We start from the raw sequence: 16,947 nt of genomic DNA, 5'->3' as shown, positions 1-16,947 counted from the left end.
TCTATTCGTTGGTGACCGAGATCACTTCTTCAAGAGTGGTGACGCCCAGGCGCACCTTGTAGAGTCCCGACTGGCGCAGATCCCGCACGTCCTCGCTGCGTGCCTGGACGGCGATGTCCATCGACGAGGCGTCGGCCAGGATCAGGCGCTGCATGGTCTCGGAGATCGGCATCACCTGATAGATGCCCACCCGTCCCTTGTAGCCGTTGTTGCAGCTCGGGCAGCCGACCGCACGGTACGGCTTCCAGCTGTCGTCGAGATCGGCGTCCGAGTAGCCGGCCTTGAGCATCGCCTCGCGAGGATACGTCGTCGGCTCCTTGCATTTCTCGCACAGTCGCCGCGCGAGGCGCTGTGCCGTGATCAGGATCACGCTGGAGGCGATGTTGAAGGGCGCCACGCCCATGTTGCGCAGCCGGGTGAGCGTCGTCGGCGCGTCGTTGGTATGCAGCGTCGACAGCACCAGGTGGCCGGTCTGGGCGGCCTTGATCGCGATGTCGGCGGTCTCGAGATCACGGATCTCGCCGACCATGATCACGTCCGGGTCCTGGCGCAGGAAGGACTTCAGCGCCGCCGCGAACGTGAGCCCGGCCTTGTCGTTGACGTTGACCTGGTTGACGCCGGGCAGGTTGATTTCGGCCGGGTCCTCGGCGGTCGAGATGTTGACCGTCGGCTGGTTCATCAGGTTCAGGCAGGTGTAGAGCGACACCGTCTTGCCCGAGCCGGTCGGGCCGGTCACCAGGATCATGCCGTAGGGGCGGTAGATCGCGTGCAGCAGCCGCTCCTTCTCGGGCTTCTCGTAGCCGAGCGCCTCGATGCCGAGCTTGGCGCTGGACGGGTCGAGAATACGGATCACGATCTTCTCGCCGAACAGCGTGGGCAGCGTGCTGACGCGGAAGTCGATCGCCTTGGAGCCGAACTTGAGCTTCATGCGGCCGTCCTGCGGCACGCGCTTCTCCGAGATGTCGAGCCGCGAGATGACCTTGATGCGCGAGGACAGCTTGTCCTTGATCGCGATCGGCGGTTGCGTGATCTCGCGCAGCTCGCCGTCGATGCGGAAGCGCACCCGGTAGGTGTACTCGTAGGGCTCGAAGTGCAGGTCGGACGCGCCCATGTTGATCGCGTCGGTCAGCATCTTCTGCAGGAAGCGCACCACCGGCGCGTCCTCGACCTCGTTGCTGACCTCCGACGCGTCGCTGCCCGCGGCCGCATCCTCCTCGGGGAGGTCGAACTCGAAGTCGTCGCCGACGATCGCGTCCAGCGACTGCGTCGTGGTGGCCGTGCTCGCCTCGATCAGCTTCGCGAGCTTGTCGTGCTCGACGATGATCCACTCGGGCGTCAGCTGCGTCGCGAACTTGATGCGCTCGAGCGCCTCCTGGTCGGTCGGGTCGGCGCCGGCCACGAAGACCCGGCTGCCTCGCTTGGCCAGCACCAGCACGCGGTACTGGGCGGCGAGCTTGGGCTCGATCAGCCCGGTGGGCAGGCGCTGCGCGTCCAGCGCGGACAGGTCCACCAGCGGCAGCGAGAACGCGCGCGCGAGCGTATGGGCCAGGTCGCCCGCCGACACGGCATTGGCCTCGATCACGGCAGAGACGAAGCTCTGGCGCTTCTCCGCCGCGGTCTTGGCCAGCGCTTCCGCGCGCTTGGCATCCAGTCGACCTGCATGGACCAGCACGCGGGCCACGCCGGACAGGGTGGGCGTCGAAATCTCCGCCGGTGCGTTCATGTCAGGTATCGCGAAATCCGCACAAGTAGGTGACAGCAAAGGAAAACCCCGCGCGAGCGCAGGGAGGGCGAATCATCGCCGATTCGTAAATGACTGTAAACCTGCGGAAGCAGCCGGACCGTGAGAGAAGCCCGCCGAATGGCGGGTGACGTTCTCGGCTCAAGGAAATCTGGTCGGGGTGAGAGGATTCGAACCTCCGGCCTCTACGTCCCGAACGTAGCGCTCTACCAGGCTAAGCTACACCCCGTTTTCAGTCACTGCGGCACCGTTGCGGCACCCGACTGTCCCGATCGATTCTGTCTCAGAAAGAGCGCATCACCGACCGAGCACATAACTCTAACAGAGCTTCGCGCCAGATGGAAGGGGGTAGTGAAGAAATTGCTGCGCGGGCGCGGTCCGCCTCGGTGCGGGCGGCGTCGCGCGTGGCGTCCAGGCCCCCCGTGTCCTTCACGATCTGCAGGATCTCGGGCAGGCGCTCCTCCTCGCCGTGCTCGATCGCGGTGCGGATCAGTGCGCGCTGATCCGCGTCGCCGCGCTGCATCGCCACCAGCAGCGGCAGCGTCGGCTTGCCCTCGCGCAGGTCGTCGCCGACGTTCTTGCCGAGCTGCTGCGTCGAGCCCTCGTAGTCGAGCAGGTCGTCCACGAGCTGGAAGGCGGTGCCGAGCGCGCGGCCGAAATCGGCGCAGGCGGTCTCGACCTCGGGCGGTGCCTCGGCGAGCACGGCGCCGAGCCGGGCGCTGGCCTCGAACAGCTTGGCGGTCTTGTAGCGGATGACCTTCAGGTAGTCGTCGACCGAGATGCCCGGGTCGTGCATGTTCATCAGCTGCAGCACCTCGCCCTCGGCGATCACGTTGGTCGCCTCGGCCAGCACGTCGAGCACGCGCATGCGGTCCACCGACACCATCATCTGGAAGGCGCGCGAGTAGAGGAAGTCGCCGACCAGCACGCTCGCGGCGTTGCCGAACAGCGCATTGGCGGTGTCGCGGCCGCGGCGCAGCGCCGACTCGTCGACGACGTCGTCGTGCAGCAGCGTGGCGGTGTGGATGAATTCCACCACCGCCGCCAGTTCGTGCCGCTCCGGCCCCTGGAAACCGAGCGCGTTGGCGACCAGCACCACCAGCATCGGCCGGATGCGCTTGCCGCCGGCGTTGATGATGTAGTGGGAGATCTGGTCGATCAGGGCGACCTCGGACGACAGGCGGCGCCGGATCAGTGCGTCCACCTCGGCCATGTCCGGGGCCATGAGGCTGACGAGGTCGACGGGGGCGGGGGAGGGGTTGGATGCAGGGGGCACGCGCACAGCCTGGAGCAAATGTGTCCGGATTATAGAAAGGGGTGCCGCGCTTCCGCTCACGTGGGGGGGCGGCGGCGGATGGCGCGGGAGGCGCGCTCTTCCGTGTCGGCAGCCGCCGCGGGGGTCCTGTTGTCTCGCGCCCGCATGTGCTACACTCGCGGGCTCGGCTCATTGGGTCGGGGTTTTCATTTGCGGTCCGCCCGGGCCGCTCGCAGAGGGTCCGGAAGCCATTTCCGGACGGTAACCGGGAGGTGTCGCCGGATGTGCCTTGTGTGCACGGTCGGCACCTTCCTTCGCACAAGTCCTTCCAGGACTGTAAGGGGCTGATATGTACGCGGTCATAAAAACCGGTGGCAAGCAATACAAGGTTGCAGCCGGCGAAAAGATCAAGGTAGAACAGATTGCTGCGGACGTCGGCCAAGAGATCGTGATCGACCAGGTGCTCGCCGTGGGTAACGGCGCGGAACTCCAGGTCGGCACTCCCTTGGTTGCTGGCGCAAGCGTGAAGGCCACCGTGGTGGCACAGGGTAAGCACGACAAGGTTCGCATCTTCAAGCTGCGCCGTCGCAAGCACTACCAGAAGCACCAGGGCCATCGCCAGACCTACACCGAGCTCGAGATTGCCTCGGTGAACGTCTGACCCGTCCGTCACGACTCCAGGAGTTAAACCATGGCACAGAAAAAAGGCGGCGGTTCCACCCGGAACGGCCGTGATTCCCAGCCGAAGATGCTCGGCGTGAAGGCCTTCGGCGGCCAGATCGTTTCCGCCGGCTCGATCATCGTGCGCCAGCGCGGCACCCGCTTCCACGCCGGCAACAACGTCGGCTGCGGTCGCGACCACACGCTGTTCGCGCTCGTCGACGGCCAGATCTCCTTCACCGTGAAGGGTTCGGCCAACCGCAAGACGGTCAACGTCACCCCGGTCTGATCCTCCAGACCCGGCGTGTGTCGCTGGCAAAGCCCCGGTTCGCCGGGGCTTTGCTGTTTCTGAGGCGACCCCGCCGGCACGGCGGGTGGCGCAGTACCATCGATGGCGCGGCCGCGGCGCATGCCCCCCGTGTCCGCCGCCGCCGTCCATCGTTGTTGAAGGACCCCAGGACATGAAATTTGTAGACGAAGCCTACATCGACGTCGCCGCAGGCAACGGCGGCAACGGCTGCGTGAGCTTCCGGCGCGAGAAGTTCATCCCCTTCGGCGGGCCGAACGGCGGCGACGGCGGGCGCGGAGGCTCCGTCTACGCGGTCGCCGACGTCAACCTCAACACGCTGATCGACTACCGCTACGCGCGCCGCCACGAGGCGCGCAACGGCGAGCACGGCCGCGGCTCCGACCAGTACGGCGCGGCGGCCGAGGACATCGTGCTGCGCATGCCGGTGGGCACCATCATCAGCGACGCCGAGACCGGCGAGGTGATGGCCGAGCTGCTGGTGCCGGGCGAGAAGGTGCTGATCGCCAAGGGCGGCGACGGCGGCTTCGGCAACCTGCACTTCAAGAGCAGCACCAACCGCGCGCCGCGCCAGGCCACCAAGGGCTGGCCGGGCCAGGGCTTCAAGCTCAAGCTCGAGCTGCGCGTGCTCGCCGACGTCGGCCTGCTCGGCATGCCCAACGCCGGCAAGTCGACGCTGATCGCCGCGATCTCCAACGCCCGGCCGAAGATCGCCGACTACCCCTTCACGACGCTGCACCCGAATCTCGGCGTCGTGCGCGTGGCGCCGGAGAAGAGCTTCGTCGTCGCCGACGTCCCCGGCCTGATCGAGGGCGCGGCCGAGGGCGCGGGGCTCGGCCACCGCTTCCTGCGCCACCTGCAGCGCACCCGGCTGCTGCTGCACCTCGTGGACATCGCGCCCTTCGACGAGGGTGCGGATCCGGTCAAGCAGGTGCGCGCGATCGTCGCCGAGCTCAAGAAGTACGACCCGGAGCTGCACGCCAAGCCGCGCTGGATCGTGCTCAACAAGATCGACATGATCCCCGAGGAGGAGCGCGAGGCGCGCGTGAAGGACTTCGTGCGGCGCCTGCGCTGGAAGGGCCCGGTGTTCCGCATCTCGGGCCTCACGCGCGAGGGCTGCGAGCCGCTGATCCAGGCGGTCTACGAGCATGTCGCGGCGCACCGCGCGCCGGCGGTCGAGCTCCCCGACGTGCGCTTCGAGCCGCAGCCCGAGCCGGCGCCTGAACCTCAGGCCCCCGTCTCCGACGATCCGCGCTTCCGCTGAAGGCTTCTTCCCACTTTCTCTCTTCGAGTCCGGCATGAGTGAGGTTCTGAAAAACGCGCGGCGCATCGTCGTCAAGGTCGGCTCCAGCCTCGTGACGAACGAGGGCCGGGGCATCGACGCCGAGGCGATCGGCAACTGGTCGCGGCAGCTCGCGGCGCTGGTGCGCGACGGCCGCGAGGTGGTGATGGTCTCGAGCGGCGCGATCGCCGAGGGCATGAAGCGCCTGGGCTGGTCGACGCGGCCCAAGGAGGTGCACGAGCTGCAGGCCGCGGCCGCCGTCGGCCAGATGGGCCTCGCGCAGATCTACGAGACCCAGTTGCGCGAGTACGGCCTCGGCAGCGCGCAGGTGCTGCTCACGCACGCCGACCTCGCCGACCGCGAGCGCTACCTGAACGCGCGCTCGACGCTGCTGACGCTGCTCGGCCACCGGGTCGTGCCGGTCATCAACGAGAACGACACCGTCGTCACCGACGAGATCAAGTTCGGCGACAACGACACGCTCGGCGCGCTGGTGGCCAACCTGGTCGAGGCCGACGCGCTCGTGATCCTGACCGATCAGAAGGGCCTGTACTCGGCCGACCCGCGCAAGGACCCGGACGCGGTGTTCATCCACGAGGCGGCCGCCGGCACGCCCGAGCTCGAGCGCATGGCCGGCGGCGCCGGCTCGAGCATCGGTCGCGGCGGCATGATCACGAAGATCCTCGCCGCCAAGCGCGCGGCCGGCAGCGGCGCGAGCACCGTGATCGCCTGGGGGCGCGAGCCCGACGTGCTGATCCGGCTCGCCGCCGGCGAGGCGATCGGCACCGCGCTGGTCGCCGGCACCGCCAAGCAGGCGGCGCGCAAGCAGTGGATGGTGGACCACCTGCAGCTGCGCGGCGCGGTGATCGTCGACGACGGCGCGGTCGCCAAGCTGCGCGACGGGGGCAAGAGCCTGCTGCCGATCGGCGTGGTCGAGGTCGCCGGCGAGTTCCACCGCGGCGACGTGATCGCGGTGCGCAGCGCGCAGGGCGCCGAGGTGGCGCGCGGGCTCGCCAACTACTCGAGTGCCGAGGCGCGCCTGATCGCGCGCAAGCCTTCGACGGAGATCGAGCGGCTGCTCGGCTACACCGCCGAGCCGGAGATGATCCACCGCACCAACCTCGTCGTGCTCGCCTGAGCACGCGAGGGCGGCGGCAGGAAGGGGCCTTCCTCAGCCCTGCCGGCCGCCGTCGGAGCCACCCGGCGTCTCCACCACCGCCTGCGGCGCATGGCCATGGCGCATGCCGCCGCGCAGGTAGCGGTTGTGGTGGTTGTGCCGCGGCAGGAAGCGCGCCAGCTCGGTCAGCGCCATCTGGTAGACGTCGCGCTTGAACTCGATCACCACGTCGAGCGGCACCCAGTACTCGTTCCAGCGCCACGCGTCGAACTCGGGGTGGTCGGTGGCGCGCAGGTTCATGTCGCTGTCGCGACCCATCAGCTGCAGCAGGAACCAGATCTGTTTCTGGCCCCGGTAGTGGCCGCGCGCGTCGCGGCGGATGAAGTGGTCGGGCACCTCGTAGCGCAGCCAGTCGCGCGTGCGTGCCAGGATGCGCACATGTTCGGGTCGCAGCCCCACTTCCTCATGCAACTCACGGAACATCGCCTGCTCGGGGCTCTCTCCGTGCTTGATGCCTCCTTGGGGGAACTGCCAAGAGTGCGTGCGGATGCGCTTGCCCCAAAAAACCTGGTTTCGCTGGTTGAGCAGGATGATGCCGACGTTGGGCCGAAAGCCTTCACGGTCGAGCATAATCGGACCTCGAAATACTATTGAAACCATTATTGCACCGGCCGGTGCGGTTTCAAGTCCTCAACCCTGCGCGCCTCTCCTGCGCCGCCCCCGCTCCCGGGCTGCGGACCGCCGGCAGCCAGCTGTTCCCTCTTCCCACATGAAAGCCTCCCAGTTCTTCATCTCCACCCTGAAGGAAGCCCCCGCCGACGCCGAGATCGTCAGCCACAAGCTGATGATGCGGGCGGGCATGATCAAGCGCCTGGGCGCCGGGATCTACAACTACATGCCGATGGGCCTGCGGGTGATCCGCAAGGTCGAGGCCATCATCCGCGAGGAGATGAACCGCGCCGGCGCCGTCGAGCTCCTGATGCCGGTGGTGCAGCCGGCCGAGCTCTGGCAGGAGACCGGTCGCTTCGACAAGATGGGGCCGGAGCTGCTGCGCGTGAAGGACCGCCACGAGCGCGACTTCATCATCCAGCCCACCTCCGAGGAGGTGGTGACGGACATCGCGCGCCAGGAGCTGCGCAGCTACAAGCAGCTGCCCAAGAACTTCTACCACATCCAGACCAAGTTCCGCGACGAGCGCCGGCCCCGCTTCGGCATCATGCGCGGGCGCGAGTTCACGATGAAGGACGCCTACTCCTTCGACCGTGACGTGGAGTCCGCCGGCCGCAGCTACGACGCGATGTTCAAGGCCTACATCGCGATCTTCGACCGCATGGGGCTGCAGTACCGCGCCGTGGCGGCCGACACCGGCGCCATCGGCGGGGACCGCTCGCACGAGTTCCAGGTCATCGCCGACACCGGCGAGGACGCGATCGTCTACTGCCCGACGAGCGACTACGCCGCCAACATCGAACTGGCCGAGGCGCTGCCCTTGCTGGCCGAGCGCGCCGCGCCGCAGGAGCCGCTGGTCAAGGCGCCCACGCCGGGCAAGGCCACCTGCGCCGACGTCGCCGAGCTGCTGGGCCTGCCGCTCGAGCGCACCGTGAAGTCGCTGGTGCTGGCCACCGACGAGCTGGGCGAGGACGGCGAGGTCGTCAAGACCACGGTCTGGCTGCTGATGGTGCGCGGCGACCACGACCTCAACGAGGTCAAGGCCGGCAAGATCGAGGGCCTGAAGGCGGGCTTCCGCTTCGCCACCGTGGCCGAGATCGATGCCCACTTCGGCTGCAAGCCGGGCTACCTCGGCCCCATCGGCCTGAAGCAGCCGGTGAAGGTCGTGGCCGACCGCACGGTGGCGCGCATGGCGGACTTCGTCTGCGGCGCCAACGAGGCGGACTTCCACTTCACCGGCGCCAACTGGGGCCGCGACCTGCCCGAGCCCGACCTCGTCGCCGACCTGCGCAACGTGGTCGAGGGCGACCCGAGCCCGGACGGCAAGGGCGTGCTCGCGATCCAGCGCGGCATCGAGGTCGGCCACGTGTTCTACCTGGGGACCAAGTACTCCAAGGCCATGGACGCGACCTACCTCGACGAGAAGGGCAAGCCGCAGCTGATGGAGATGGGCTGCTACGGCATCGGCGTCACGCGCCTGCTCGGCGCCGCGATCGAGCAGAACCACGACGAGCGCGGCATCGTCTGGCCGGACGCGATGGCGCCCTTCACCGTCGTGATCTGCCCGATCGGCTACGACCGCTCGGCCGACGTGAAGGCGGCGGCCGACCGGCTGCACGACGAGCTCACCGCGCTCGGCGTGGACGCGATGCTCGACGACCGCGGCGAGCGCCCGGGCGCGATGTTCGCCGACTGGGAGCTCGTCGGCGTGCCGCACCGCGTCGTGATCTCGGACCGCGGCCTGAAGGAGGGGCGGCTCGAGTACCAGGGCCGGCGCGACGCGCAGGCCACGCCGGTGGCCGTCGCCGAGGTGCTGGACCTGCTCAAGGGGCGCCTGGGGCGCTGAGCCGGCGGAAGAGGGCGCTGAAGCGTTCCGGGGAGCCCGAGGGTGGACCATCCCATGCCGCCGCCGTGCCGCGGCCTCGTGTCGCGGCGCGGCCTGCTCGGCGCCGCGCTCGGCGCCTGCCTGCTGCCGGGCCCGGCGCGGGCCGGCCGGCAGATCGAGGAGCCGCTCGCCAACGCGGTGCGCACCGCGCTGTCGGCGGCGGTGGCCGACCTCGCGCCGCCCAGGCCGGCCTTCGACGACATCGAGCCGCGCCTGGCCTACCTGCGCTGGCTCGGCACGATGAGCGAGCGGCTGCGCCGCCGCAAGCCCGACCAGCACACCCGCATCGAGTTCCTCGAGACGGTCTGGTACGAGTCGCGCCGCGCCGGCCTCGAGACCGCGCTGGTGCTGGGGCTGATCCAGGTCGAGAGCGGCTTCCGCAAGTACGCGATCAGCTCGGTCGGCGCGCGCGGCTACATGCAGGTGATGCCGTTCTGGAGCCGGCTGATCGGCGACGGCGACCCGGCGCGGCTCTTCCACATGCAGACCAACCTGCGCTTCGGCTGCGTGATCCTGCGCCACTACCTCGACATCGAGCGCGGCGACCTGTTCCTCGCGCTCGGCCGCTACAACGGCAGCCGCGGGCGTGCCGAATACCCGAACGCGGTGTTCGCGTCGCGGCGTCTGTGGTTGGAGCCGGCGGGCTGAGCGAGGGGTGCGCCCCCGCAGGGGCGGCGGGAAGAGGCCGGCTACAGGCCGGTCCAGTTGCGCGGCTGTGCCGGCGCGCCGAGCAGCGCGAGCGCGCGCTCGACCGTGTCGTCGACCAGCTCGTCGATGCTCTGCGGGCGGTGGTAGAAGGCCGGCAGCGGCGGGAAGACGATGCCGCCCATCTCGGTGACCGCCGTCATGTTGCGCAGGTGCGCGAGGTTGAGGGGCGTCTCGCGCACCATCAGCAGCAGCCGGCGCCGCTCCTTCAGCGTCACGTCGGCCGCGCGCGTCAGCAGGTTGTCCGACAGGCCGTGCGCGATCGCCGCGAGCGTCTTCATCGAGCAGGGCGCGACCACCATCGCCGCAGCATCGAAGCTGCCGCTGGCGATGCAGGCGCCGACCTCGCCGGGCGAGTAGGCATGGTCGGCCAGCGACTCGAGCGCGCGGCGGTCGAGCCCCAGCTCGTGGTGCGCGTTGAGCAGCCCGGCCGGTGTCGCGACCAGGTGCGTCTCGAGCCGCAGTGCGCGGGCGCGTTCGAGCAGCCGCACGGCGTACACCGCGCCGGAGGCGCCGGTGACGCCGACGACGAGCCGCTGCGGCGCGCTCAAGCCTGGGCGCCGAGCGCCTGCTGCAGCTCGCCCGCCTGGTACATCTCCATCATGATGTCCGAGCCGCCGACGAACTCGCCGTTGACGTAGAGCTGCGGGATGGTCGGCCAGTTCGCGTATTCCTTGATGCCCTGGCGGATCTCCTCGTCCTCGAGCACGTTGACCGTCTTCAGGTCGTTCACGCCGCAGGCCTTGAGGATCTGCACGGCGCGGCCCGAGAAGCCGCACATCGGGAATTGCGCGCTGCCCTTCATGAAGAGCACCACCCGGTTGTTCTTGACGATGTCGTCGATGCGTTGCTGAACGTCGCTCATGATCGCTGCGCCTGTGAAATGTGAAACAGCCGCCTTTATAGAGCAAATGCCGACGGCAACGCTGCTACGGGGAGACTGCTCGGCGGCCAGCCGAGGAGCGGGCAGGCCGCTCGCCGCTGCGGCGCCGCCCTTCAGAACGCGTAGGACACGCCGAGCTGCAGCACGGGCTCCAGGCGCCACTCGCGCCAGGGGCGCCAGATTTCCGGCTCGCCGTCGCGGTGCAGGCTGGCCGGCGCGCCGCCGAGCCGCACGCCCGAGCGGGGCTGGAGGCCGCGCAGGCCGACGTCGGCGAAGAAGCCCAGGCTGCCCTGCACCGCGAGGCCGGTGTAGCCGAGGCCGAAGTAGGGGGCGACCTCATATGCAGCGCGATCGTCGAGGCTCCAGGAGACCAGACCGCCGTAGGACAGGCCCGCGCGCTGGCCGAGCGCCGGCCACAGCGTGGGGCCGGCGCGGCCCTCGCCCTTGCCGAGCACGATGCCACCGGTGGCGCGCAGGCCAAAGGCCTGGGGGATGTAGTAGTCGCCAAGCAGCGACAGGCTGCGTGCGGCGGGTTCGGCCTCGGCATGCAGGGGGCGGGTCGCGGCGCTGGTGCCGAGGCGCGCCTGCCATTGCGCGCCGAGCGGCAGCGCGTAGCCGAGGCCGGGCCCGGCGGTCTCGCCGCGCTCCGCCGCATGGGCGAGGGGCAGGGCGGCCGCCAGCGCGGCGGCCGCCAGCAGTTCCAAGGCTTGCGGACGCAGCGTCATCGCGTACTCCTTTCGCCGGGCAAGCGCCCCATGGGACCGTGCGTGGTGCGATTCCATGCTAGCGCCGCGCAGGGGCGCCCGGCTCGGGGATCCCCCGCATGCCCCGCATTCGGGGGCCGGCCGGCGGGCGAAAGCGTGCGGAATGCCCGCCGCGCCTGCCCCGAGGCCTGATCAGGTGAGCCGGCCGCCGGTGCAGCGCTCGTTGCCGCCGAGGTCGCGGCGCGTCTGCACCTGGGCGAATCCGGCGTGCTCCAGCAGCGCGCGCACCGCGGCGCCCTGGTCGTGGCCGTGCTCGAACAGCAGCCGGCCGCCGGCCGCGAGGTGCGCCGGCGCGCCGGCGACGATCTCTCGGATCGCGTCCAGCCCGTCGGCGCCCGAGCTCAGCGCCATGCCGGGCTCGTGGCGCAGCGCCGGCAGGTGCGGGTCGCCCTCGGCGATGTAGGGCGGGTTGCTGACGACGAGCTCGAAGCCCGCCTGCGCCTCGCCGCCGAAGGCCTGCCACCAGTGCCCGGCGCGGAACTCGATCTCGAGCCCGAGCCGCGCGGCATTGCCGCGCGCGATCGCGAGCGCCTCCGGGCTCAGGTCGACGGCGCAGATCCGTGCGTCGGGCCGGGCCGACTTGAGCGCCAGCGCGATCGCGCCGCTGCCGGTGCCGAGGTCGGCGACGCGCGGCGTGGCGAGGCCGTGCAGGCACTCCAGCGCCCATTCGACCAGCGTCTCGGTGTCCGGCCGCGGCACGAGCACCGCGGGACCGACCTGCAGGCTCAGGCCCCAGAACTCCTTCTCGCCGACCAGGTAGGCGAAGGGCTCGCCGGCGGCGCGGCGGCGCACCAGCGCCTCGTAGCGCCGCTGCTCGGCCTCGGGCAGCGCGTCGCCGTCGTGCGCAAGCAGCCAGCTGCGCGGGCGGCCGAGCACGTGGCCGAGCAGCGCCTGCGCATCGAGCCGCTCGAGGCCGAGGTTCCGGGCCTCGATCAGTGCGTCGCGAAGCGTCGCCATGCGCTCAGACCGCCGTGCCGAGGCTCAGCTCGTCGAGCTGCTCGGCGAGCTGCTCGGCCTCGCGCGCCACGCGCAGCGCGCCGAGCACCTCGGACAGGTCGCCGTCCATCGCCGCCTGCAGCTTGTAGAGCGTGAGGTTGATGCGGTGGTCGGTGAGCCGGCCCTGCGGGAAGTTGTAGGTGCGGATGCGGTCGCTGCGGTCGCCGCTGCCGACGAGGCTCTTGCGCGTCGCGGCCTCCTTCGCCTGGCGCTCGCTGCGTTCCTTGTCGCGCAGGCGCGCCGCGAGCACCGCCATCGCGCGGGCCTTGTTGCGGTGCTGCGAGCGGTCGTCCTGGCACTCGGCGACGATGCCGGTGGGAAGGTGCGTGATGCGGATCGCGCTCTCGGTCTTGTTGACGTGCTGGCCGCCGGCGCCACTGGCGCGGAAGGTGTCGATGCGCAGTTCGGCCGGGTTGATCTGCACCTCCTCGGCCTCGTCCGGCTCGGGCATCACCGCCACCGTGCAGGCGCTGGTGTGGATGCGGCCCTGCGTCTCGGTGGCCGGCACGCGCTGCACGCGGTGGCCACCCGACTCGTACTTCAGCTGCGCGTAGACGTCCTCGCCCTCGATGCGCAGCACCACTTCCTTGTAGCCGCCGAGGTCGGACTCGCTGGCCGACATCACTTCCGTGCGCCAGCCCTGCTGTTCCGCGTAGCGGGTGTACATGCGCGCCAGATCGCCGGCGAACAGCGCCGACTCGTCGCCGCCGGTGCCGGCGCGGATCTCGAGGAAGACGTTGCGCGCGTCGTCCGGGTCCTTGGGCAGCAGCGCGCGCTGCAGCTCCTGCTCGAGCCGCGCGAGGTCCGCCTCGGCCTGCGCGAGCTCCTCCTGCGCCATCTCGGCGAGCTCCGGGTCGGCGAGCATCTCGCGCGCCGCGGAGAGGTCGCGCTCGCGCTGCAGGAAGCGGGCGTAGCGCTGCGCCACCGCGGCGACCTCGGCGTGCTCGCGCGTCAGGCCGCGAAAGCGCGTGATGTCGCTGACGACGTCGGGCGCGGCAAGCACGCGGTCGAGCTCCTCCAGGCGCTGGAGGTAGCGGTCGAGTTGCTGGCGCAGGGCGGGTTTCATGGGAGGGGGTTCTCGCGGACGAAGCGGGGGACTTTGCAGGCGCGGTGGAGCCGCCGCGCCGCCGGCCGCGCCCCTGCATAGGGCGCGCGAGGCCGCGTCGCTAGCGGTCTTCGTCGGCGGGAAGCGTCGTCGGGCCGCTCGCGCCGCGCAGGAACAGGCGCGAGACGGTCTGCGCGAGCTGCTGGCGCTGCTCGGCGTCGGCGCTGTTGAGCTCGGCCATCGTGCCGTGCAGCATCTTCTGCGTCAGGCCGCGCGACAGCGCCTCGAGCACGGAGTCGATGTCCGCGCCCTTGGCGAGCAGCTTGCGCGCCCGCGCGATCTCGGCGGCGCGCCAGGCGTCGGCCTGGGTGTTGAGCGCGCGGATCAGCGGCACGGTCGCGCGCTGGTCGAGCCAGTGCACGAAGCTCTGCACGCCGGTCTCGATGATCGCCTCGGCCTGGGCCACGGCCGCCTGGCGCTTCTCGCCGGCGGTCTGCACCACCGCCGACAGGTCGTCGACGGTGTAGAGGTAGATGTCGTCGAGCTGCGCCACCTCGGGCTCGATGTCGCGCGGCACCGCGAGGTCGACCATGAACATCGGGCGATGGCGCCGGCTCTTGAGCGCGCGCTCGACCGCGCCGAGTCCGATGATCGGCACCGTGCTCGCGGTGCAGGACACCACCGCGTCGAACTCGTGCAGCCGCTGCGGCACGTCCGCGAGGCGCATCGCCTCGGCACCGAAGTGCGTCGCGAGCTTCTCGCCGCGCTCGAGCGTGCGGTTGGCCACCGCCATCGCGCGCGGGTTGCGCGCGGCGAAATGCGTCGCGGCGAGCTCGATCATCTCGCCGGCGCCGACGAACAGGATCCGGATCTCGCGCAGGTCCTCGAACAGCTGCGCCGCGAGGCGCACCGCGGCGGCGGCCATGCTGATCGAGTGCGAGCCGATCTCGGTGGAGGTGCGCACCTCCTTCGCGACCGCGAAGGAGCGCTGGAACAGCTGGTGCAGCGTGGTGCCGAGCGTGCCGGCGGCATCCGCCTCGCGCACCGCCTGCTTCATCTGGCCGAGGATCTGCGGCTCGCCGAGCACCATCGAGTCGAGGCCGCTGGCGACACGGAAGGCGTGGCGCGCGGCGCGCTCCCGCTCGAGCACGTAGGTGTGGTCGGCGAGCCGGGCCGATGCGATGCCGCCGAGGCCCGCGAGCCAGTCCATGGCCGGGCGCACCGCCTCGAGCGGCGCCGCGCAGTACAGCTCGGTGCGGTTGCAGGTGGAGACGAGCGCGGCCTCGGGCGGCGCGAGGCTCAGCCGCTCGCGCAGCGAGCGCAGCGTGGGGCCCAGTTGCTCGGGAGCAAGCGCAAAACGACCGCGCAGATCGACGGGTGCGGTCGTGTGGTTGAGGCCGAGGGCAAACACGCTCATGGACCGATTATAAAATTTCGAGCTTATTCAAGGACTTGGCCGGAGCTTAGACCCTTGATGTCTTGATATGGGTCAAGCCATGCCGTCCGTGTGGGCGAGGCGGCCCGCTCTTCACCCCTGCCCGCCTGCCTTCCATGAGTCCGATCGACGCGCTGCTGCATCTCGCCAACCTCTTCGCGCTGCCGCTCGGCACCGCGCTGATCGCCTCGCTGCTGGCCAAGCTCATCGGCGGCGCGGCGCTCGGGGCTGTTCCGCTGACGCGCATGCTGGCCTGGAGCGCCACCGCCGCTGTGCTGGCGGTGCTCGGCGGGCTGGCGCTCGAGGGGCGCGACGGGCTGATGCTGACGCACGGCGCAATGGTGCTCGCGATCGCCGTGGCGCTGGGCTGGCTGCCGCGCCGGAACTGAGCCCGGGCGCGGCAGGGAGGCGGCTTCAGTCGCCGCGGGTGAGCACCTCGCCGCGCAGCGAGTGCGGCAGGGCGCTGGTGATCCTCACGTCGATCATCCGGCCCGCGAGGCGCGGGGCGCCCGCGAAGTTGACGATGCGGTTGCACTCGGTGCGGCCCATCAGCTCGTTCGGGTCCTTGCGCGAGGGGCCCTCGACCAGGATGCGCTGCACGGTGCCCACGCGGCTGTCGCTGATGCGGCGCACGTTGGCCTCGATCGCCGCCTGCAGCGTCTGCAGCCGCGCGAGCTTGACCTCCTTGGGCGTGTCGTCGTGCAGCGCCGCCGCGGGCGTGCCCGGCCGCGGGCTGAACACGAAGCTGAAGCTCGCGTCGAAGCCGACGTCCTCGATCAGCTTCATCATCTTCTGGAAGTCGTCCTCGGTCTCGCCAGGGAAGCCGACGATGAAGTCGCTCGACAGGCTGATCCCGGGGCGCACCGCGCGCAGCTTGCGGATCGTGCTCTTGTATTCCAGCGCGGTGTAACCGCGCTTCATCGCCATCAGGATGCGGTCCGAGCCGTGCTGCACCGGCAGGTGCAGATGGCTGACGAGTTGCGGCACCTTCTCGTACACGTCGATCAGGCGCTGCGTGAACTCGTTCGGGTGGCTCGTCGTGTAGCGGATGCGCTCGATGCCGGGGATCTCGGCGACGTACTCGATCAGCAGCGCGAAGTCGGCGATCTCGCCCGACTCGCCCATCTTTCCCCGGTAGGCGTTGACGTTCTGGCCGAGCAGCGTCACTTCCCTGACGCCCTGGTCGGCGAGGCCCGCGACCTCCACCAGCACGTCCTCGAACGGGCGCGAGACCTCCTCGCCGCGGGTGTAGGGCACGACGCAGTAGCTGCAGTACTTCGAGCAGCCTTCCATGATCGACACGAAGGCGGATGAGCCCTCGACGCGCGCGGGCGGCAGGTGGTCGAACTTCTCGATCTCGGGGAAGCTGATGTCGACCTGCGGGCGCTTGGTCTCGTCGCGGCGCGCCAGCATCTCGGGCAGGCGGTGCAGCGTCTGCGGGCCGAAGACCACGTCGACGTAGGGCGCGCGCTCGATGATCGCGGCGCCTTCCTGGCTCGCGACGCAGCCGCCGACGCCGATCTTCACGCCCTTGGCCTTCAGGTGCTTGATGCGGCCGAGGTCGGAGAAGACCTTCTCCTGCGCCTTCTCGCGTACCGAGCAGGTGTTGAAGAGGATCAGGTCGGCCTGCTCGGGGTCGTCGGTGGGCTCGTAGCCCTGGGCCGCGCCCAGCACGTCGGACATCTTGTCCGAGTCGTACTCGTTCATCTGGCAGCCGAAGGTCTTGATGTAGACCTTCTTGCCGGTCTTGGCGTCGCTCATGTCGGGGTCCTTCAGCGCTTGGACCAGGTCTGCGCGACCGGGTCGAAATTCAGGGCGGCGGCTTCCTGCGGGGTCCGGGGCCAGGGTCGCCCGGCCTCCTCGGGGCGCAGCAGCCAGACGTCCATCACCAGGCCGTAGGTGTCCAGCGTGTAGTTCGCCGGGAAGGCCTGGCCGACGATCGCGCCGGACATCACCAGCAGGTTGTCGCGGCCGCGGATGCGCGCGCCGGGCGCGAGGCGCGCCGGCTGGCCGTTGAGCGTGATCTCGGGCGGCTGCACGACGGCGATCTGGCCGCGCAGCGCGTTCTGCGGGAAGCTGCGCTGCACCTGTTCCTGCGCGGTGGCGGGCAGGGCGAGCGCGGCGGCCAGCGCGAGGGCGGGCCAGGCGGGAGGACAGCGGGTCATGGTGTGGATCCAGGGGCTGTGCAGGGGCCGACTCGCCG

At 70.2% G+C, this 16,947-nt stretch carries 18 protein-coding genes and 1 tRNA gene; 7 read left to right on the top strand and 12 right to left on the bottom strand.

Annotation, left to right across the window (positions count from 1 at the left end):
* Position 1 precedes the first annotated feature (1 nt).
* From pilB to ispB, 3 genes are all read right to left on the bottom strand, one after another.
* Positions 2-1,723, bottom strand: a complete 1,722-nt coding sequence (gene pilB, locus D3A59_RS05555) for a type IV-A pilus assembly ATPase PilB (RefSeq protein ID WP_119153894.1) — start codon at positions 1,721-1,723, stop codon at positions 2-4.
* A 170-nt stretch (positions 1,724-1,893) separates the two neighbouring features.
* Positions 1,894-1,970, bottom strand: a tRNA-Pro gene (locus D3A59_RS05550).
* A 54-nt stretch (positions 1,971-2,024) separates the two neighbouring features.
* Positions 2,025-2,966 (bottom strand): octaprenyl diphosphate synthase, encoded by a 942-nt coding sequence (gene ispB, locus D3A59_RS05545; protein ID WP_119153893.1) that lies wholly within the window; start codon positions 2,964-2,966, stop codon positions 2,025-2,027.
* Positions 2,967-3,345: 379 nt separating this feature from the next.
* Between ispB and rplU the strand changes: the two genes are divergently transcribed.
* From rplU to proB, 4 genes are all read left to right on the top strand, one after another.
* The gene (gene rplU, locus D3A59_RS05540; protein WP_119153892.1) at positions 3,346-3,657 is read left to right on the top strand and encodes a 50S ribosomal protein L21; all 312 of its coding nucleotides are present in this window, start codon (positions 3,346-3,348) and stop codon (positions 3,655-3,657) included.
* Between the two features lie 30 nt (positions 3,658-3,687).
* Positions 3,688-3,945, top strand: a complete 258-nt coding sequence (gene rpmA, locus D3A59_RS05535; protein ID WP_119153891.1) for a 50S ribosomal protein L27 — start codon at positions 3,688-3,690, stop codon at positions 3,943-3,945.
* Between the two features lie 172 nt (positions 3,946-4,117).
* Positions 4,118-5,227, top strand: a complete 1,110-nt coding sequence (gene cgtA, locus D3A59_RS05530; protein ID WP_119153890.1) for an Obg family GTPase CgtA — start codon at positions 4,118-4,120, stop codon at positions 5,225-5,227.
* A 34-nt stretch (positions 5,228-5,261) separates the two neighbouring features.
* Positions 5,262-6,383: a glutamate 5-kinase gene (gene proB, locus D3A59_RS05525; protein ID WP_119153889.1), complete on the top strand. Its 1,122-nt coding sequence runs from the start codon at positions 5,262-5,264 to the stop codon at positions 6,381-6,383.
* A 33-nt stretch (positions 6,384-6,416) separates the two neighbouring features.
* On the opposite strand, the gene D3A59_RS05520 is transcribed toward proB, so the two are convergent.
* Positions 6,417-6,992 carry an RNA pyrophosphohydrolase gene (locus tag D3A59_RS05520; protein WP_170162302.1) on the bottom strand — a complete coding sequence of 192 codons (576 nt, stop codon included), beginning with the start codon at positions 6,990-6,992 and terminating at the stop codon, positions 6,417-6,419.
* 139 nt (positions 6,993-7,131) lie between these two features.
* Here D3A59_RS05520 and D3A59_RS05515 point away from each other — a divergent pair, with 139 nt between their 5' ends.
* The gene (locus D3A59_RS05515; protein WP_119153888.1) at positions 7,132-8,877 is read left to right on the top strand and encodes a proline--tRNA ligase; all 1,746 of its coding nucleotides are present in this window, start codon (positions 7,132-7,134) and stop codon (positions 8,875-8,877) included.
* A 54-nt stretch (positions 8,878-8,931) separates the two neighbouring features.
* Positions 8,932-9,564, top strand: a complete 633-nt coding sequence (locus tag D3A59_RS05510) for a lytic transglycosylase domain-containing protein (RefSeq protein WP_119153887.1) — start codon at positions 8,932-8,934, stop codon at positions 9,562-9,564.
* Positions 9,565-9,605: 41 nt separating this feature from the next.
* Here D3A59_RS05510 and D3A59_RS05505 read toward each other — a convergent pair whose 3' ends face one another.
* The 6 genes from D3A59_RS05505 to hemA form a co-directional block, all read right to left on the bottom strand.
* Entirely contained in the window at positions 9,606-10,172 is a 567-nt protein-coding gene (locus D3A59_RS05505) for a UbiX family flavin prenyltransferase (RefSeq protein WP_119153886.1), read from the bottom strand.
* Positions 10,169-10,486 carry a Grx4 family monothiol glutaredoxin gene (gene grxD, locus D3A59_RS05500; RefSeq protein ID WP_119153885.1) on the bottom strand — a complete coding sequence of 106 codons (318 nt, stop codon included), beginning with the start codon at positions 10,484-10,486 and terminating at the stop codon, positions 10,169-10,171. Before grxD ends, D3A59_RS05505 begins: the two co-directional genes overlap by 4 nt.
* Positions 10,487-10,617: 131 nt before the next feature.
* Positions 10,618-11,229, bottom strand: coding sequence for a hypothetical protein (locus D3A59_RS05495; RefSeq protein ID WP_119153884.1), 612 nt, complete (start codon positions 11,227-11,229; stop codon positions 10,618-10,620).
* Positions 11,230-11,400: 171 nt separating this feature from the next.
* Complete coding sequence (prmC, locus tag D3A59_RS05490; RefSeq protein WP_119153883.1) at positions 11,401-12,225, bottom strand: peptide chain release factor N(5)-glutamine methyltransferase; 825 nt, start codon at positions 12,223-12,225, stop codon at positions 11,401-11,403.
* Between the two features lie 4 nt (positions 12,226-12,229).
* Positions 12,230-13,330: a peptide chain release factor 1 gene (gene prfA, locus D3A59_RS05485; protein WP_119153882.1), complete on the bottom strand. Its 1,101-nt coding sequence runs from the start codon at positions 13,328-13,330 to the stop codon at positions 12,230-12,232.
* Between the two features lie 100 nt (positions 13,331-13,430).
* The gene (gene hemA / locus D3A59_RS05480; protein WP_119153881.1) at positions 13,431-14,726 is read right to left on the bottom strand and encodes a glutamyl-tRNA reductase; all 1,296 of its coding nucleotides are present in this window, start codon (positions 14,724-14,726) and stop codon (positions 13,431-13,433) included.
* A 134-nt stretch (positions 14,727-14,860) separates the two neighbouring features.
* Between hemA and D3A59_RS05475 the strand changes: the two genes are divergently transcribed.
* On the top strand, positions 14,861-15,133 hold the full coding sequence (locus D3A59_RS05475; protein ID WP_170162301.1) for a hypothetical protein: 273 nt from the start codon (positions 14,861-14,863) through the stop codon (positions 15,131-15,133).
* Positions 15,134-15,158: 25 nt separating this feature from the next.
* Here D3A59_RS05475 and miaB read toward each other — a convergent pair whose 3' ends face one another.
* Both miaB and D3A59_RS05465 read right to left on the bottom strand, forming a co-directional pair.
* Entirely contained in the window at positions 15,159-16,505 is a 1,347-nt protein-coding gene (miaB, locus tag D3A59_RS05470) for a tRNA (N6-isopentenyl adenosine(37)-C2)-methylthiotransferase MiaB (RefSeq protein ID WP_119153880.1), read from the bottom strand.
* Positions 16,506-16,516: 11 nt separating this feature from the next.
* Positions 16,517-16,909 carry a hypothetical protein gene (locus tag D3A59_RS05465; protein ID WP_119153879.1) on the bottom strand — a complete coding sequence of 131 codons (393 nt, stop codon included), beginning with the start codon at positions 16,907-16,909 and terminating at the stop codon, positions 16,517-16,519.
* Positions 16,910-16,947: the final 38 nt, after the last annotated feature.

Origin of the sequence: Caldimonas tepidiphila (assembly GCF_003569765.1) — a bacterium.
Taxonomy (GTDB): domain Bacteria; phylum Pseudomonadota; class Gammaproteobacteria; order Burkholderiales; family Burkholderiaceae_C; genus Caldimonas; species Caldimonas tepidiphila.
The sequence above is the reverse complement of the archived record's forward strand: the minus strand, read 5'-3'. Positions and strand labels throughout refer to the sequence as shown.

What these genes read in the sequence shown, in the direction of transcription:
- pilB (WP_119153894.1), bottom strand. Translation starts at nt 1,723, where the DNA reads ATGAACGCACCGGCGGAGATTTCGACGCCCACCCTGTCCGGCGTGGCC.
- ispB (WP_119153893.1), bottom strand. Translation starts at nt 2,966, where the DNA reads ATGGCCCCGGACATGGCCGAGGTGGACGCACTGATCCGGCGCCGCCTG.
- rplU (WP_119153892.1), top strand. Translation starts at nt 3,346, where the DNA reads ATGTACGCGGTCATAAAAACCGGTGGCAAGCAATACAAGGTTGCAGCC.
- rpmA (WP_119153891.1), top strand. Translation starts at nt 3,688, where the DNA reads ATGGCACAGAAAAAAGGCGGCGGTTCCACCCGGAACGGCCGTGATTCC.
- cgtA (WP_119153890.1), top strand. Translation starts at nt 4,118, where the DNA reads ATGAAATTTGTAGACGAAGCCTACATCGACGTCGCCGCAGGCAACGGC.
- proB (WP_119153889.1), top strand. Translation starts at nt 5,262, where the DNA reads ATGAGTGAGGTTCTGAAAAACGCGCGGCGCATCGTCGTCAAGGTCGGC.
- D3A59_RS05520 (WP_170162302.1), bottom strand. Translation starts at nt 6,992, where the DNA reads ATGCTCGACCGTGAAGGCTTTCGGCCCAACGTCGGCATCATCCTGCTC.
- D3A59_RS05515 (WP_119153888.1), top strand. Translation starts at nt 7,132, where the DNA reads ATGAAAGCCTCCCAGTTCTTCATCTCCACCCTGAAGGAAGCCCCCGCC.
- D3A59_RS05510 (WP_119153887.1), top strand. Translation starts at nt 8,932, where the DNA reads ATGCCGCCGCCGTGCCGCGGCCTCGTGTCGCGGCGCGGCCTGCTCGGC.
- grxD (WP_119153885.1), bottom strand. Translation starts at nt 10,486, where the DNA reads ATGAGCGACGTTCAGCAACGCATCGACGACATCGTCAAGAACAACCGG.
- D3A59_RS05495 (WP_119153884.1), bottom strand. Translation starts at nt 11,229, where the DNA reads ATGACGCTGCGTCCGCAAGCCTTGGAACTGCTGGCGGCCGCCGCGCTG.
- prmC (WP_119153883.1), bottom strand. Translation starts at nt 12,225, where the DNA reads ATGGCGACGCTTCGCGACGCACTGATCGAGGCCCGGAACCTCGGCCTC.
- prfA (WP_119153882.1), bottom strand. Translation starts at nt 13,330, where the DNA reads ATGAAACCCGCCCTGCGCCAGCAACTCGACCGCTACCTCCAGCGCCTG.
- hemA (WP_119153881.1), bottom strand. Translation starts at nt 14,726, where the DNA reads ATGAGCGTGTTTGCCCTCGGCCTCAACCACACGACCGCACCCGTCGAT.
- D3A59_RS05475 (WP_170162301.1), top strand. Translation starts at nt 14,861, where the DNA reads ATGAGTCCGATCGACGCGCTGCTGCATCTCGCCAACCTCTTCGCGCTG.
- miaB (WP_119153880.1), bottom strand. Translation starts at nt 16,505, where the DNA reads ATGAGCGACGCCAAGACCGGCAAGAAGGTCTACATCAAGACCTTCGGC.
- D3A59_RS05465 (WP_119153879.1), bottom strand. Translation starts at nt 16,909, where the DNA reads ATGACCCGCTGTCCTCCCGCCTGGCCCGCCCTCGCGCTGGCCGCCGCG.